This is a genomic window from Streptomyces sp. NPDC034037 (assembly GCF_055575715.1).
This window is the reverse complement of record NZ_JBVISC010000005.1, coordinates 1-14300: the sequence shown is the minus strand read 5'-3', so window position 1 is coordinate 14300 and position 14300 is coordinate 1. Positions and strand designations below refer to the sequence as shown.

13 protein-coding genes are annotated in these 14300 nt (G+C 73.4%); 10 read left to right on the top strand and 3 right to left on the bottom strand.

The window, feature by feature from the left end; translation table 11 throughout:
- Nucleotides 1–101 precede the first annotated feature (101 nt).
- The 5 genes from ACZ516_RS18260 to ACZ516_RS18240 all read left to right on the top strand — a co-directional run bounded on the left by ACZ516_RS18260 (nt 102) and on the right by ACZ516_RS18240 (nt 5053).
- Nucleotides 102–1037: a Ppx/GppA family phosphatase gene (locus ACZ516_RS18260; protein ID WP_358589447.1), complete on the top strand. Its 936-nt coding sequence runs from the start codon at nt 102–104 to the stop codon at nt 1035–1037.
- Nucleotides 1038–1094: 57 nt separating this feature from the next.
- The gene (locus tag ACZ516_RS18255; protein ID WP_361080174.1) at nt 1095–1919 is read left to right on the top strand and encodes a sugar phosphate isomerase/epimerase family protein; all 825 of its coding nucleotides are present in this window, start codon (nt 1095–1097) and stop codon (nt 1917–1919) included.
- The gene (locus ACZ516_RS18250) at nt 1916–2548 is read left to right on the top strand and encodes a TetR/AcrR family transcriptional regulator (RefSeq protein WP_358914024.1); all 633 of its coding nucleotides are present in this window, start codon (nt 1916–1918) and stop codon (nt 2546–2548) included. The genes ACZ516_RS18255 and ACZ516_RS18250 overlap by 4 nt, the downstream gene beginning before the upstream one ends.
- Before the next feature lie 240 nt (nt 2549–2788).
- Complete coding sequence (gene ilvD, locus ACZ516_RS18245) at nt 2789–4642, top strand: dihydroxy-acid dehydratase (protein WP_358589454.1); 1854 nt, start codon at nt 2789–2791, stop codon at nt 4640–4642.
- A gap of 102 nt (nt 4643–4744) precedes the next feature.
- Nucleotides 4745–5053, top strand: a complete 309-nt coding sequence (locus ACZ516_RS18240; protein WP_469011050.1) for an SH3 domain-containing protein — start codon at nt 4745–4747, stop codon at nt 5051–5053.
- A 201-nt stretch (nt 5054–5254) separates the two neighbouring features.
- On the opposite strand, the gene ACZ516_RS18235 is transcribed toward ACZ516_RS18240, so the two are convergent.
- Nucleotides 5255–7513, bottom strand: coding sequence for a protein kinase domain-containing protein (locus ACZ516_RS18235; protein WP_469011048.1), 2259 nt, complete (start codon nt 7511–7513; stop codon nt 5255–5257).
- 129 nt (nt 7514–7642) lie between these two features.
- On the opposite strand from ACZ516_RS18235, the gene ACZ516_RS18230 reads away from it, so the two are divergent.
- The 4 genes from ACZ516_RS18230 (at nt 7643) to proC (ending at nt 11044) form a co-directional block, all read left to right on the top strand.
- Entirely contained in the window at nt 7643–8125 is a 483-nt protein-coding gene (locus ACZ516_RS18230) for an EamA/RhaT family transporter (protein WP_358589459.1), read from the top strand.
- Nucleotides 8126–8560: 435 nt separating this feature from the next.
- Nucleotides 8561–9370 (top strand): ABC transporter ATP-binding protein, encoded by an 810-nt coding sequence (locus tag ACZ516_RS18225; protein WP_469011047.1) that lies wholly within the window; start codon nt 8561–8563, stop codon nt 9368–9370.
- Nucleotides 9367–10104, top strand: a complete 738-nt coding sequence (locus ACZ516_RS18220) for an ABC transporter permease (protein ID WP_361080182.1) — start codon at nt 9367–9369, stop codon at nt 10102–10104. Before ACZ516_RS18225 ends, ACZ516_RS18220 begins: the two co-directional genes overlap by 4 nt.
- 115 nt (nt 10105–10219) lie before the next feature.
- Entirely contained in the window at nt 10220–11044 is an 825-nt protein-coding gene (gene proC, locus ACZ516_RS18215; protein WP_358590264.1) for a pyrroline-5-carboxylate reductase, read from the top strand.
- A 21-nt stretch (nt 11045–11065) separates the two neighbouring features.
- Here proC and ACZ516_RS18210 read toward each other — a convergent pair whose 3' ends face one another.
- Nucleotides 11066–11650, bottom strand: coding sequence for a cysteine hydrolase family protein (locus ACZ516_RS18210; protein ID WP_358590262.1), 585 nt, complete (start codon nt 11648–11650; stop codon nt 11066–11068).
- A gap of 146 nt (nt 11651–11796) precedes the next feature.
- On the opposite strand from ACZ516_RS18210, the gene ACZ516_RS18205 reads away from it, so the two are divergent.
- Complete coding sequence (locus ACZ516_RS18205; RefSeq protein ID WP_469011354.1) at nt 11797–12768, top strand: GlxA family transcriptional regulator; 972 nt, start codon at nt 11797–11799, stop codon at nt 12766–12768.
- Here ACZ516_RS18205 and trpS read toward each other — a convergent pair.
- Entirely contained in the window at nt 12723–13733 is a 1011-nt protein-coding gene (gene trpS, locus ACZ516_RS18200) for a tryptophan--tRNA ligase (protein ID WP_361080186.1), read from the bottom strand. The genes ACZ516_RS18205 and trpS overlap by 46 nt on opposite strands.
- Between the last annotated feature and the right edge of the window lie 567 nt (nt 13734–14300).

Below are 14300 nucleotides of genomic sequence, written 5' to 3'. Positions count from 1 at the left end.
GTCGGCCTTCGTCTTTTTCGTCTTTGGCACATCTCCAGGGTATGCGGGCGGTGGGCCGCCCGGGGCCAGCAGAGCGCCCGATCCGGCGTAGCGTTCCGTGCATGAGACTCGGTGTCCTCGACGTGGGGTCGAACACGGTGCATCTGCTCGTGGTCGACGCCCATCCCGGCGCGCGCCCGCTGCCCGCGCACTCCCACAAGGCCGACCTGCGGCTGGCCCAACTCCTGGACCCGGCGGGGGCGATCGGGCCCGAGGGTGTCGACCGCCTGGTCGCCACCGTCCGCGCGGCGATGGAGGCCGCCGAGGACAAGGGCGTGGAGGAAGTGCTGCCGTTCGCCACCTCCGCGGTGCGCGAGGCGACCAACGCCGACGCCGTCCTGACCCGGGTCAGACAGGAGACCGGCGTCGACCTCCAGGTGCTGTCCGGCGAGGAGGAGGCGAGGCTCACGTTCCTGGCCGCCCGGCGCTGGTTCGGCTGGTCCGCGGGCAAGCTGCTCGTCCTGGACATCGGCGGCGGCTCCCTCGAGATCGCCTACGGCCTGGACGAGGAGCCGGACTGCGCGGTCAGCCTGCCGCTCGGCGCGGGCCGCCTCACCTCCGCCTGGCTGCCCGCCGACCCGCCCGACCCCTCGGACGTGAAGGCGCTGCGGCGGCACGTGCGCGCCCAGATCGCCCGCACGGTGGGGGAGTTCGCCCGCTTCGGCACCCCCGACCACATCGTGGCGACGTCCAAGACGTTCAAGCAGCTCGCCCGGCTGGCGGGCGCGGCGCGCTCGGCGGACGGCCTCTACGTACAGCGCGAACTGAAGCGGAAGTCCCTGGAGGACTGGGTGCCGCAGCTCGCCGCGATGACCACGAGCGAGCGCGCGGAGCTGCCCGGCGTCTCCGAGGGGCGGGCCGGACAACTGCTCGCCGGGGCGCTGGTGGCGGAGGGCGCGCTGGACCTCTTCGGGTGCGAGTCCGTGGAGATCTGCCCGTGGGCGCTGCGCGAGGGCGTGATCCTGCGGCGGCTCGACCACCTGCCCCCGACCCCCTGAGCGAGCGGCGCGAGGCCGCCTCCCCGGTGTGCGGGCGCGGCCCGTACCCTGTTCCTCGTGGCAGATCCAGTGGTGCGCATCCCGGATGCGAAGGTCGCCCTGTCGACGGCCTCGGTCTATCCGGAGTCGACGGCGACGGCCTTCGAGATCGCCGCGCGCCTCGGGTACGACGGTGTCGAGGTCATGGTGTGGACCGACCCCGTCAGCCAGGACATCGAGGCCCTGCGCCGGCTGAGCGACTACCACCGGATCCCGATCCTGGCCGTCCACGCGCCCTGCCTGCTGATCACGCAGCGCGTCTGGTCCACCGACCCGTGGGTCAAGCTCCAGCGCGCCAGGGCCGCCGCCGAGAAGCTCGGCGCCTCCACCGTCGTGGTGCACCCGCCCTTCCGCTGGCAGCGCACCTACGCGCGCGACTTCGTCGAGGGCATCTGGCGGATGGCCGGCGAGACGGACGTGCGCTTCGCCGTGGAGAACATGTACCCCTGGCGCTACCGCGACCGCGAGATGCTCGCGTACGCCCCCGACTGGGACGTCACCAAGGACGACTACCGCCACTTCACCGTCGACCTCTCGCACACCGCGACCGCCCGCACGGACGCGATGGACATGATCGACCGCATGGGCGACCGGCTCGGGCACGTCCACCTCGCCGACGGCAAGGGCTCCGCGAAGGACGAGCACCTCGTCCCCGGCCGCGGCAACCAGCCCTGCGCCGAGCTGCTCGAACGCCTGGCGGCCACCGGCTTCGACGGCCACGTCGTCATCGAGGTCAACACCCGGCGCGCGATGTCCGGCGCCGAACGCGAGGCCGACCTCGCCGAGGCCCTCGCCTTCACCCGGCTGCACCTGGCGTCGGCGGTGCGGGTGCCCCGCTCATGACCTCCGGCGCGCCGTCGGAGCCCGCCGCCCCGCGCCGCCGGGGGCGTCCCTCCCGTACGCAGTCGGAGGCCGGGCCCGCCACGCGCGACCGCATCCTCCAGGCGGCCCGCGACGAATTCTCCGAACGGGGGTACGAGAAGACCTCCGTGCGCGGCATCGCCAAGGCCGCCGGGGTGGATCCCGCGCTCGTGCACCACTACTTCGGCACCAAGGAGCAGGTCTTCGAGGCGGCCGTCGCCGTGGCCTTCGCGCCCGCCCTGGAGGCGCCCGCCGCCGTCGAGGAGGGCCCGCTCGACGGGGTCGGCGAGCGCCTGACCCGCTTCCTGCTCGGCGTCTGGGAGAACCCCGCCACCCGCACCCCGCTGCTGGCCGTCGTGCGCTCCGCGCTGAACAACGAGACGGCCGCCGCGGTCTTCCGCCGCCTCGTCGCCGCCCAGCTGCTCGGCCGCATCGCGCGCCGGCTCGAACTGCCGGACGCGGAGCTGCGCGCCGAACTGGCCGCCGCCCAGCTGGTGGGCGTCGCCATGCTGCGGTACGTGATCAAGGTCGAGCCGCTGGCCTCGGCGGACATGGAGCAGATCGTGGCCCGGGTGGCCCCCGTGGTGCAGGGCCACCTGACCGGCGCCTGACCGCTCGTACGACCCCTGGGGCCCGCCTTCGTACGACCGGCACCCCGCCTTCGTACGGCCGACGCCCCGACGTTCGTACGGCCGACGCCCCGACGTTCGTACGGCCAGCACCCCACTGTTCGTACGGCCGCCGCCTGCGCCGTGAGACGGCCGTCCCGCCATTCGGACACGCTGTCCGGAGCCCGGAGCCGCGGCGTACGCTCGACAGCAGCCCCATCCCTGCCGAAGGAGCGAGCGACGATGCCCGAGCTCAGGTCCCGCACAGTCACCCACGGCCGCAACATGGCGGGCGCCCGCGCCCTGATGCGCGCCTCCGGTGTACCGGGGGCCGACATCGGGCGCAAGCCGATCATCGCGGTCGCCAACTCCTTCACGGAGTTCGTCCCCGGCCACACCCACCTCCAGCCGGTCGGCCGCATCGTGTCGGAGGCGATCCGCGAGGCGGGCGGCATCGCCCGCGAGTTCAACACCATCGCGGTGGACGACGGCATCGCCATGGGCCACGGCGGGATGCTGTACTCCCTGCCCTCGCGCGACCTCATCGCCGACTCCGTGGAGTACATGGTCGAGGCCCACTGCGCCGACGCCCTGATCTGCATCTCCAACTGCGACAAGATCACCCCCGGCATGCTGATGGCCGCCCTGCGCCTCAACATCCCGACGGTCTTCGTCTCCGGCGGCCCGATGGAGGCCGGCAAGGCCACCCTCGTCGACGGCACGGTCCGCAAGCTCGACCTGGTCAACGCGATCAGCGACGCGGTGGACGAGAGCATCTCGGACGAGGACATCCTCCGCATCGAGGAGAACGCCTGTCCGACCTGCGGCTCCTGTTCCGGCATGTTCACCGCCAACTCCATGAACTGCCTGACCGAGGCCATCGGCCTCTCCCTGCCGGGCAACGGCTCGGTCCTCGCCACGCACACCGCCCGCAAGGAGCTGTACCAGCGCGCGGGCGCCACGGTCGTGGACATCACCAAGCGGTACTACGACGGCGACGACGCCTCCGTCCTGCCCCGCAACATCGCCACGCACGCCGCGTTCGAGAACGCCATGGCCCTGGACATCGCCATGGGCGGCTCCACCAACACGATCCTGCACCTGCTCGCGGCCGCCCGCGAGGCCGAGGTCGACTACGACCTGTCCGACATCGACGCCGTCTCGCGCCGCGTCCCCTGCCTGGCCAAGGTCGCCCCGAACGCCGCGCCCACCACCACGTACTACATGGAGGACGTGCACCGCGCCGGCGGCATCCCCGCGCTCCTCGGCGAGCTGTACCGCGGCGGCCTCCTCAACGAGGACGTGCACACCGTCCACTCGCCCTCCATCAAGGAGTGGCTGGACACCTGGGACATCCGCTCCGGCTCCGCCTCGGAGGAGGCCCTGGAGCTGTGGCACGCGGCGCCCGGCTGCAAGCGCTCCGCCGAGGCCTTCTCCCAGTCCGAGCGCTGGGACACCCTCGACACGGACGCCGCGAACGGCTGCATCCGCGACGTCGCCCACGCCTACTCCAAGGACGGCGGCCTGGGCGTCCTCAAGGGCAACATCGCCGTGGACGGCTGCGTCGTGAAGACCGCCGGTGTCGACGAGTCGATCTGGACCTTCGAGGGCCCCGCGGTCGTCTGCGACTCGCAGGAAGAGGCCGTCGAGAAGATCCTCAACAAGGCGGTCACGGCGGGCGACGTGGTCGTCATCCGCTACGAGGGCCCCAAGGGCGGCCCCGGCATGCAGGAGATGCTCTACCCCACCTCCTTCCTGAAGGGCCGCGGCCTCGGCAAGGTCTGCGCCCTGGTCACCGACGGCCGCTTCTCCGGCGGCACCTCCGGCCTCTCGATCGGCCACGCCTCGCCCGAGGCGGCGTCCGGCGGCACGATCGCGCTGGTCGAGGACGGCGACCGCATCCGCATCGACATCCCGAACCGCTCGATCGAGCTGCTCGTCGACGACGCCGAGCTGGCGCGCCGCCGGGAGGCACTGGGCGGCGTGTACGAGCCCAAGGCGCGCGAGCGCAAGGTCTCGGCGGCCCTGCGCGCGTACGCGGCGATGGCGACCAGCGCCGACAAGGGCGCGGTGCGGGACGTGTCGAAGCTCGGCTGAACCCGGGCGGACCCCCCGAAACCTTTCGCGGCGCGGGCGCGTCCTTGGTGTGAGGAACATGCCAGGGACGGCCCGCGCCGTCCGTCAACGGGGGAGAGAACTGTGAGCGAGAACGTCATCACACCCGAGGGTCTGGCCGGGACGGCGGAGCCCGTCGAGACCATCCTGGCCGCCAGGACCTACACGATCGCCGCGGACGTCAACGTCCGTTCGGGACCCGGCTCCTCGTACGCCAAGGTGGGCCGCCTCAGGGCGGGCTCGCAGGTCGCCATCGCCTGCCAGAAGCCGGGCGAGACGGTCACCGGCCCGACCGGCACCTCCAAGCTCTGGGACCGCATCGGCAGCGGCCGGTACGTCTCGGACACCTACGTCCGCACGGGCAGCAACGGCTACGTGGCGCCGCGCTGCTGAAGCCTTACGGGGGACAGCGGGCGGCCACGGCCCGGCCCCGGGCGAGGGCCCGAATTCGGACAAGGGCCCGAACCCGGGCCGCCGGGTAAGGCCCCGGGACTCGGCCACGGTCCCGGACCTGGGCTCGGCCACGGTCCCGGACCCGGACCCGGGCCCCGCGCCAGGCCCCGAGGCAGGAGGAGCCGGAGACCCGGGGGCCCGTCACCCGGACTTCGGGGGTCTCGTCGTGTCGAAGGCGAACACCGTGTTCTGGGCCGCCGCGACGACCAGGACGCGCCCGGCGACGGTGACGCGCGGCGCGGCGTTCACCTCGCCCGCGACACCGTCCGCCCGCGGGTCCGTCGTCCACAGCGGCTCGCCCCCGCGCGCGGAGAGCGCGACGACGCGACCGCCGGCCGAGCTGAAGTACAGGGCCCCGCCGTCGCCGCCCGCCACCGGCCCCGACGCCCCTTCGACGCCCGTCTGCCGGGCCCACTTCTCGCGGCCGCTCACCGGGTCGAGGGCCGTGACGAGCCCGGTCCGCCCACTCACATAGACGGTGCCGCCCGCCATCCCGGGCGTCCCCTCGTACGCCTTCGCCAGCCGCGTGTACGTCACCTTGCGCAGCGACCGGTCCACGCGGGTCACGCCGTCGAAGCCGACCGAGGCCGGCCCCTCCATCCGCTGGTGGAGGAAGACGAGGCTGTCACCCGCCGTACCGGCCGGCAGCACGGGCCCCTTGACGGCGACGGCCCCGCCGAGGTCTCCGGAGGCCAGGTCCATGGTCCGCAGCGCGGGTCGGCGCACGGGGCCCTGGGCCAGTTCGGCGTCCGACGCGCACATCGCGTACAGCCGGGCGCGCGACGCGAGCGGGGCGCACCGCGTGCCGGAGGGGAACGGCCGCCGCCAGAGCACCTTGCCGCTGCGCGCCCGCCGGGCCTCGAAGCGGGAGTTGTCCGCGTCGACCGTCACGACGGCGGAACCCACCACCACGGCGTCCCGCGTCTGCCCCGTCACGGCCGTCGACTGCGCGCCGGACGGCACGGACCACAGCTCCTCGCCCTTGTCCGCGTCGAGGGCGACCACTTCGGTGGCGGGGCCGGGCGCGCCCTCGGCCGCGAAGCGGTAGCCGAGCACCGTGTCACCGGCGACGCCCACCAGGTGCATGCCCTGGACCGGGACGCCCGGGCTCTTCTCCGTCCACACCCGGGAGCCGTCGGAGGCGTCGATCCGGGTCGCGACGACCCCGCCGCCCCCGCAGAACAGCGCGTCGCCGCGCGCCTCGCACCGCAGCTCGTCGGGGATGTCGGCCCGACCGCCCGGCACCTTCTCGAGCCACGGCCGGAACCCGTCCGGCAGCGGCGCCTCGGTCGCCGCGACAGCGCGGCCCCCTCCCTCGCCGCGCGCACCGCCCGGCTTGTCGGTGTCGTCGGCCCGCATCAGCGCGGCGCCCGTACCGATCGCCGCGACGGCGACCACGGCGGCCAGCACGGTCCGCAGTCGGCGCCGGCCACCGGCGGGCCGCCGCACGGCGCCCGGCTCGGCGCCGGCCGCACCGTCGCCGGACGACTGGGGAGTGGTCGGCGGCGGGGTCGCGTCGTCCGTGGCCAGATGGTGCTGGGTGTCCGTCTCCCGGGTGCGGCGCGGCGCGCCCGGGACCGCCGCGCCCCCGAGGTCCGCCGGCAGGTCCCGCAGCGGTACCAGCAGTTCGTCCGCCGAGGGCCGGTCCTTGGGGTCCTTCGCCAGACACGGCTCGACCACCTCGCGCAGCGCGGCCGGCACCGAGCCCAGGGACGGCGGCTCGTGCACGACTTGATACGCCGTCATGTACGGGCTGTCCGCGTCGAAGGGCCCCTGCCCCGTCGCCGCGTAGACGAGCAGCGTGCCCAGCGAGAACACGTCGGAGCGCGGCCCGACCCCGCGCGGCGCCTGCAACTGCTCGGGCGACATGAACGGCGGCGTCCCGATGACCCGCCCCGTCATCGTCAGCGTCTGCTGGTCCGCGGCGCGTGAGATGCCGAAGTCGATGACCCGCGGCCCCTCGGGGGAGAGGACCACGTTCGACGGCTTGAGGTCCCGGTGCACGACCCCCGCGCGGTGGATGTCCCGCAGCGCCTCCGTGAGCCCGATGGCCAGCCTGCGCAGGTCGGCGCCGCCGATCGGGCCGTGCCGGGCGATGCGCTGGGCGAGCGTGGGGCCCTCGATGTACGTCGTGGCCATCCACGGGTGGGCGGCCTCCGGGTCGGCGTCGATCACGGCCGCGGTGAAGGCGCCGCTGACGCGCCGGGCGGCGGCCACCTCCTGCCGGAAGCGGATCCGGAACTCCTCGTCGTCCGCGAACTGCTGGTGGATCAGCTTGATCGCGACCGGCCGCCCCGAAGCCGTACGCCCCAGGAACACCGTGCCCATGCCGCCGGAGCCGAGCCGCGCCTCCAGCGGATAGCCGCCGATCTCCTCGGGATCTCCTCCACGGAGTGACATGGTCCGACCTCCCCGTGATCCCCCGTTACGGCTTACGCCGCCCAAACTAGCGGCCGGGTACAGGGGCACGACAAGGAGGGGGACGAATAGGGCGCGCCGCTGTGTGACGGGCGGGGCGATAATCAAACGGTGAGCGAAGACACCACCGCCCCCGGCCCGCGCCCCGAGCCCCTCCGCTTCTTCGGCACGACGTGGGTCGCCCACGACGGCGGCTACGGCGCGCGCCGGGCCGGTGCCGCCGCCGGCTCGCTGCTCGCGGCCGCCGCCGGCTGCCTCGTGCTGCGCTTCGCCTACGAGGGGCTGGTCATCGCGGAGGTGGGGACGGTCGTCAACCTCCTGGTCGTCGTGATGTTCGCGATCTGCAGCGCGATCGCCTTCCGCCGCACCTGGGAGGGCTTCACCAAGCGGCACGACCCGGCGTCCCAGGCGCAGCTACGGGGCCTGCTCACCATCGGCTTCATCGGCGGCCTCCTCGCCTACTTCTTCCGCGCCCTGACCGAGGCCCCGGGCGAGCGCCTGCACCGCGAGGAGTACGAGGCGGCACTCGCCCAGTACGAGAAGCGCGCCGCGCGCCGCGCGGGCAACCCGTCCCGCAAAAAGCGCAAGCCCTGAACCGGCCGCCGTGCCTGGGCGAGCCCCTGACCGGGTCCGATCACCCTGCCGGGCCCCTGGCCTGGCAGGCCCCCGGCCCGGTAGGCCCCCGGCCTCGCAAGCCCCCCCGGAGGCAGCAGGCCCCCGGCCCCGGCAGAGCCCCGGCTCCGGCAGACGCCCCGGCCCGGCAGGCCGGGCCCGGCAGGCCCCCGACCCGGCAGAGCCCTGGCTTCGGCAGGCCCCCGACCCGGCAGAGCCCTGGCTTCGGCGGGCCCCCGGCTCTTGCAGAGCCCCGGCTCCAGTAGGCCCCCGGCCCGCCAGACCTCCGGCCCCGCCAGGCCCCCGCCCCGCCAGCCCCCCGGCCCCGGCACCCCTCCGGCAGATCCAACCGCACTTTATTCATCACCCGGTGAATAACTCTTGACGAGCCGCCCCGCCCGGAGGAGTATTCATCGCATGATGAATAAAAAGCCCCCGTCGGCCGACCCGCCGTCCGCCGAGGACGACACCCCGCACGGCCCCGCCATCCAGGCCGAAGGCCTCACCGTCACCCGAGGCCCCCGCACCGTCCTGCGCGGCCTCGACTTCACGGTCCCCCGAGGCAGGATCACCGGCCTCCTCGGCCCCTCCGGCTGCGGCAAGTCCACCCTCATGCGCGCGATCGCCGGCACCCAGGCCAGGGTCACCGGCACCCTGCGCGTCCTCGGCAGGCCCGCCGGCGCCCCCGCCCTGCGCTCCCGCATCGGCTACGTCACCCAGGCCCCGTCCGTCTACGACGACCTGACCGTCCGCCAGAACCTGGACTACTTCGCCGCCGTCCTCGACCCCGGCCGCGGCCCCGCGGCCGAACGCCGCCGCGCACACGTCACCCGCGCCATCGAGGACGTCGACCTGACCACCCACGCCGACGCCCTCGCCGGCCGGCTCTCCGGCGGCCAGCGCAGCCGCGTCTCCCTCGCCGTCGCCCTGCTCGGCACCCCCGAACTGCTCGTACTGGACGAGCCGACCGTCGGTCTCGACCCCGTGCTCCGCCGCGACCTGTGGCACCTCTTCCACACCATCGCCGCCGAACGGGGCGCCGCCATCCTCGTCTCCTCCCACGTCATGGACGAAGCGGAACGCTGCCACCGCCTCCTCCTCATGCGCGAGGGCCGCATCCTCGCCGAGGACACCCCCGAGGCGCTGCGCACCCGCACCGGATCCGACACGGTCGAGGCGGCGTTCCTCCACCTCGTCGACCAGGACACGGCAAGGAGCCCCCGATGAACACCCACCGCACCCTCGCCACCGCCGCCCGCGTCCTGCGCCAGCTGCGCCACGACCCCCGCTCCATCGCCCTGATGGTCCTGGTCCCCTGCGTGATGCTGCTGCTCCTGCGCTACGTGTTCGACGGCGCCCCGCGCACCTTCGACTCCATCGGCGCCTCGCTCCTCGGCATCTTCCCGCTCATCACCATGTTCCTGGTGACCTCGATCGCCACCCTGCGCGAACGCACCTCCGGCACCCTCGAACGCCTCCTCGCCATGCCCCTCGGCAAGGGCGACCTCATCGCCGGCTACGCCCTCGCCTTCGGCGCCCTCGCCGTCGTCCAGTCCGCCCTCGCCACCGGCCTCGCCCTGTGGGCCCTCGGCCTGGACGTCACCGGCTCCGCCTGGCTGCTGCTCCTGGTCGCCCTGCTCGACGCCCTGCTGGGCACCGCCCTCGGCCTGTTCGTCTCGGCGTTCGCCGCGTCCGAGTTCCAGGCCGTCCAGTTCATGCCGGCGGTGATCTTCCCCCAGCTCCTGCTCTGCGGCCTGTTCGCACCCCGGGACGCCATGCAGCCGGTCCTGGAGAAGATCTCCGACGTGCTGCCGATGTCGTACGCCGTCGACGGCATGAACGAAGTGCTCCGCCACCCCGACATCACCGGCGACTTCGTGCGCGACGCCGTCATCGTCGCCGGCTGTGCCGTCCTGGTCCTCGGCCTGGGCGCCGCCACCCTGCGCCGCCGCACGGCCTGACCCCCGCCCCCCCGAGCCCCCCGGGGCCGCGTCCGCCCACCGGACGCACCCTCGGACCGCCGCCGCCCGATGCGAGGATGGCCCCCGGACGACGCAACCCCGGAAGGCCCCGCCCATGAGCCGCACCACGAGCCAGAAAGTCGCAGTCCTCGGCACCGGAAAGATCGGTGAAGCCCTGCTCAGCGGCATGATCCGCAGCGGCTGGGCGCCGGCCGACCTGCTGGTCACCACCCGCCGCCAGGAACGCGCCGACGAGCTGCGCACCCGCTACGGCGTCGCCCCCGTCAGCAACGCCGAGGCCGCCACGCGGGCCGACACCCTGATCCTCGCCTGCAAGCCGCAGGACATGGCGAAGCTGCTCGACGAACTGGCCCCGCACGTCACCCCCGACCGCCTCGTCATCAGCGCCGCCGCCGGCATCACCACCGCGTTCATCGAGGAGCGCCTTGCCGACGGGACGCCCGTCGTGCGCGTCATGCCGAACACCCCCGTCCTCGTGGACGAGGGCATGTCCGTCATCTCGGCCGGCAGCCACGCCAGCGCCGACGCGCTCGCCCTCACCGAGGGCATCTTCGGCGCCGTCGGCAAGACGCTGCGGGTGCCCGAGACGCAGCAGGACGCCTGCACCGCCCTGTCCGGCTCGGGACCGGCCTACTTCTACTTCCTCGTCGAGGCCATGACGGACGCCGGCATCCTGCTCGGCCTGCCCCGCGACAAGGCCCACGACCTGATCGTCCAGGCGGCGGTCGGCGCCTCCGTAATGCTCCGCGACAGCGGCGAGCACCCGGTGAAACTCCGCGAGGCCGTCACCTCCCCGGCGGGCACGACGATCAACGCGATCCGCGAACTGGAGAACCACGGCGTGCGCGCCGCCCTCATCGCGGCCCTGGAAGCGGCCCGCGACCGCAGCCGCGAACTGGCCTCCGGCAACAACAGCTGACACCGCCCGCCCAAGGCCCCCTCAGCCCTCCGAGGAGAGAAGCGCCGCGGTGGTCACCACCTGCGCGAACCCACCACCGTGCAGGGTGACCGCCGAGGCCTGCGCCAGCTCCTCCGCCTCGCGCCGCCACCCGAAAGGCCCCTCCAGGTCGAAGGTGTAGGTGGCGTCCAGCGCGAACAACACCTCATAACCGAGATTCCCGCCCATCCGGGCGGTCGTCTCCGCGCACATGTTCGTCTGGATCCCGGCCACCACGAACTGCGAGATCCCCTCGGCCTTGAACCACGCGTCCAGGTCCGGCGTCCCGTAGAAGGCCGAGTTCACCGTCTTCGTCACCAGCAGCTCGGCCCCCGCGCCCTTCCCGCGCCGCTCCTCGACGTACGCCTTGAAGCCGTTCCCCGCGTATCCCGGCCGCAACGGCGACGCCGGCTTCGGCGAGTCATGCCGTACGAAGACGACCGGGCGCCCCGCGGCCTGCCAGGCGTCGATCAGCGCGGCGATGTTGTCATCGGCCCCCGGATTGTTCCGGGGCCCCCAGAACTCCTCCTCCTCGAACCCCTTCTGTACGTCCACCACGACCAGTGCTGCGTTCTCCGCGATCTCCATGACCACGATGCTGCCGCGCCCGCGCCCGCCGCCCCAGAGCCACAAAAGCCAGCGATCGATGGTTTACTGCCACCGTGCCCGCCCCGACGGAAGCCCCGACGAACTCCACGGCGGCGGCGACGGCGACCGCCCGCCCCGCTCAGCGCATCGCCCTCCTCGCCTTCCCCGGCATCCGCGCCTTCGACGTCTCCGTCATCAACGAGGTCTGGGGGACCGACCGCACCGACCGGGGCGTCCCGCGCTTCGAGCTGCGCCGGGTCGCCGCCGACCCCGCGCCCGTCCCCCTCCGGGGCGGCCTCACCCTCACCCCGGACCGCACCCTCGCCTGGCTGACCCGGCTCACCGGCGCCGATCTGGTCGTCGTGCCGGGCCTGGACGCCCACCTCGCCCCCGTACCGCCGCCGGTCCTCGACGCCCTGCGTACGGCCCACGCGCGCGGCATCACCGTCGCGGCGCTGTGCGGCGGCGCCTTCGCCCTCGCCCAGGCGGGCCTCCTCGACGGCCGCCGCGCGATCACCCACTGGAACCTCGTCGACCTGCTGCGCGCCCATCACCCCCGCGTCGGCGTCGAGCCCGACGCCCTCTTCATCGAGGACGACAACATCTGGACCTCGGCGGGCACAGCCGCCGGCATCGACCTGTGCCTGCACCTGGTCCGCACCGCCCACGGCTCCGAAGCGGCGGCGACGATCGCGCGCTCCATGGTCACGGCCCCCTTCCGCACGGGCACGCAGGCCCAGTTCATCGAGCACCCCACCCCGCGCGCCGACCGCGACGCCGACACCCTGGCCGCCGTACGTGAGTACGCGCTCCGGCATCTGGACGAGCCCCTCACGGTCGCCGGCCTCGCCGTCCGCGCGGGCATGTCGGCACGCTCCTTCGCCCGCCACTTCACGGCGGCGACCGGCACGACGCCCCTGCGGTGGCTCCTGGACCAGCGCGTCGCGGCCGCCCAGAAGCTGCTGGAACGCACCGACCTGCCCATGCCGGAGGTCGCCCGCCGCGCCGGCTTCGGCAGCGAGGTCACGATGCGCCAGCATTTCGCGTCGCGCCTCGCCACCAGCCCCCGCGCCTATCGCGCCTCGTTCTCCGGGGGCAGCAGACCGATCGCCCGATAGGCGCCGTCGACCGTGGGCCGCGCCATCCGCCGGGCCCGCTCGGCCCCCTGCCGCAGCACCCCCTCCACATAGGAGGGGTCCGCCATCAGCTCCTTGTGCCGCTCCTGCACCGGCCTGAGCAGCTCCACCACGGCATCGGCGGTGTCCTTCTTCAACGCGCCGTACGAGGTGTACGCACCGCTCAGTGCCTCCGGGTCCGCCCCTTGGCAGGCGGCGAGGATCTCCAGGAGATTCGAGACCCCGGGCTTGGCCGCACGGTCGAACGCGACCTCGCTCCCGCTGTCGGTGACCGCCCGCAGGATCTTCTTCCGCACGACGTCGGGCTCGTCCAGCAGATAGACGATCCCCGCCCCGGCCTCGTGGGACTTGCCCATCTTCGACGCCGGGTCCTGCAGGTCCATGACCCGCGCGGCGACCTCGGGCGGCGTCGCCCGCGGCACCACGAAGGTCTGCCCGTAGCGCTGGTTGAACCGCACCGCCAGATCCCTGGTGAGTTCGACGTGCTGCGTCTGGTCCTCACCCACCGGCACCTCGTCGGCCCCGTACGCGAGGATGTCCGCCGCCATCAGCACGGGATAGGTGAGCAGCGAAAGCCGCACACTCCCGCCCCGCGCCCGCTCCCGCACGGACTTCTCCTTGTACTGGATCATCCGCCGCATCTCGCCGTCCGTGGCGACGCACTCCAGCAGGTACGAGAGCCGGGCGTGCTCGTCGACATGGCTCTGGACGAAGACGGTGGCCCGTCCGGGATCGATCCCGGAGGCGAGCAGCAGCGTCGCCGCCTGCCTGCTGAGCCTGCGCACCCGGCCGGGATCGTGGTCCACGGTCAGCGCGTGCAGGTCCACGACGCTGAACAGCGCGTCGGCGCGGTACTGGTCGACCTCGGCCCACCGCCGGACGGCCCCCAGGTAGTTGCCCAGGGTCAGATGCCCCGTCGGCTTGACCCCGCTGAAGATCCTCGTCATCTCTCCGCCTCCTGCTCCGGGCCGCCGGCCCGACGACCGGGCTCCGGGCCCTCCGGGGGGAGAGACACGAACGGCCGCCGAGGCGGCGGCCGTTGGGTACACGCGCGTGAGTACGGCCGCCGTCAGGCGGCCCACCACAGCTGGGTGCACGCGTGCGTTGTCATGGGCCCCAGGGTAGCGCCGGGAGGGCACCCCGGCAGGGAGTTGACACTCCTGGAGGGGGTACGTAGTGTTCTCCGAGTTGCCCGACGTGAGCGCCGACCACCAGCTGGTCGGTCCCCGGGCGGCCATTCCGCAACAACCATTCAAGCGATCGACGTCGCGTTCCCTCACGGGATCCGCCTTCGGCTCGTTTTCATGCGTATTTGCGAAATGAGGAATCGGCGTTCGAGAGGGCGCCCCCGATTAGGTCGGGAGCCAGGATTCCGCTAAAGTCTCACTCGTCGGAACGGCCCAACAGCCGCGAAGACAACCCGCTCTGACCGGGAATCAGGCCCGAAAGGATCTGATAGAGTCGGAACCGCCGGAAAGGGAAACGCGAAAGCCGAAAGGCCGGAGCGGGAACCG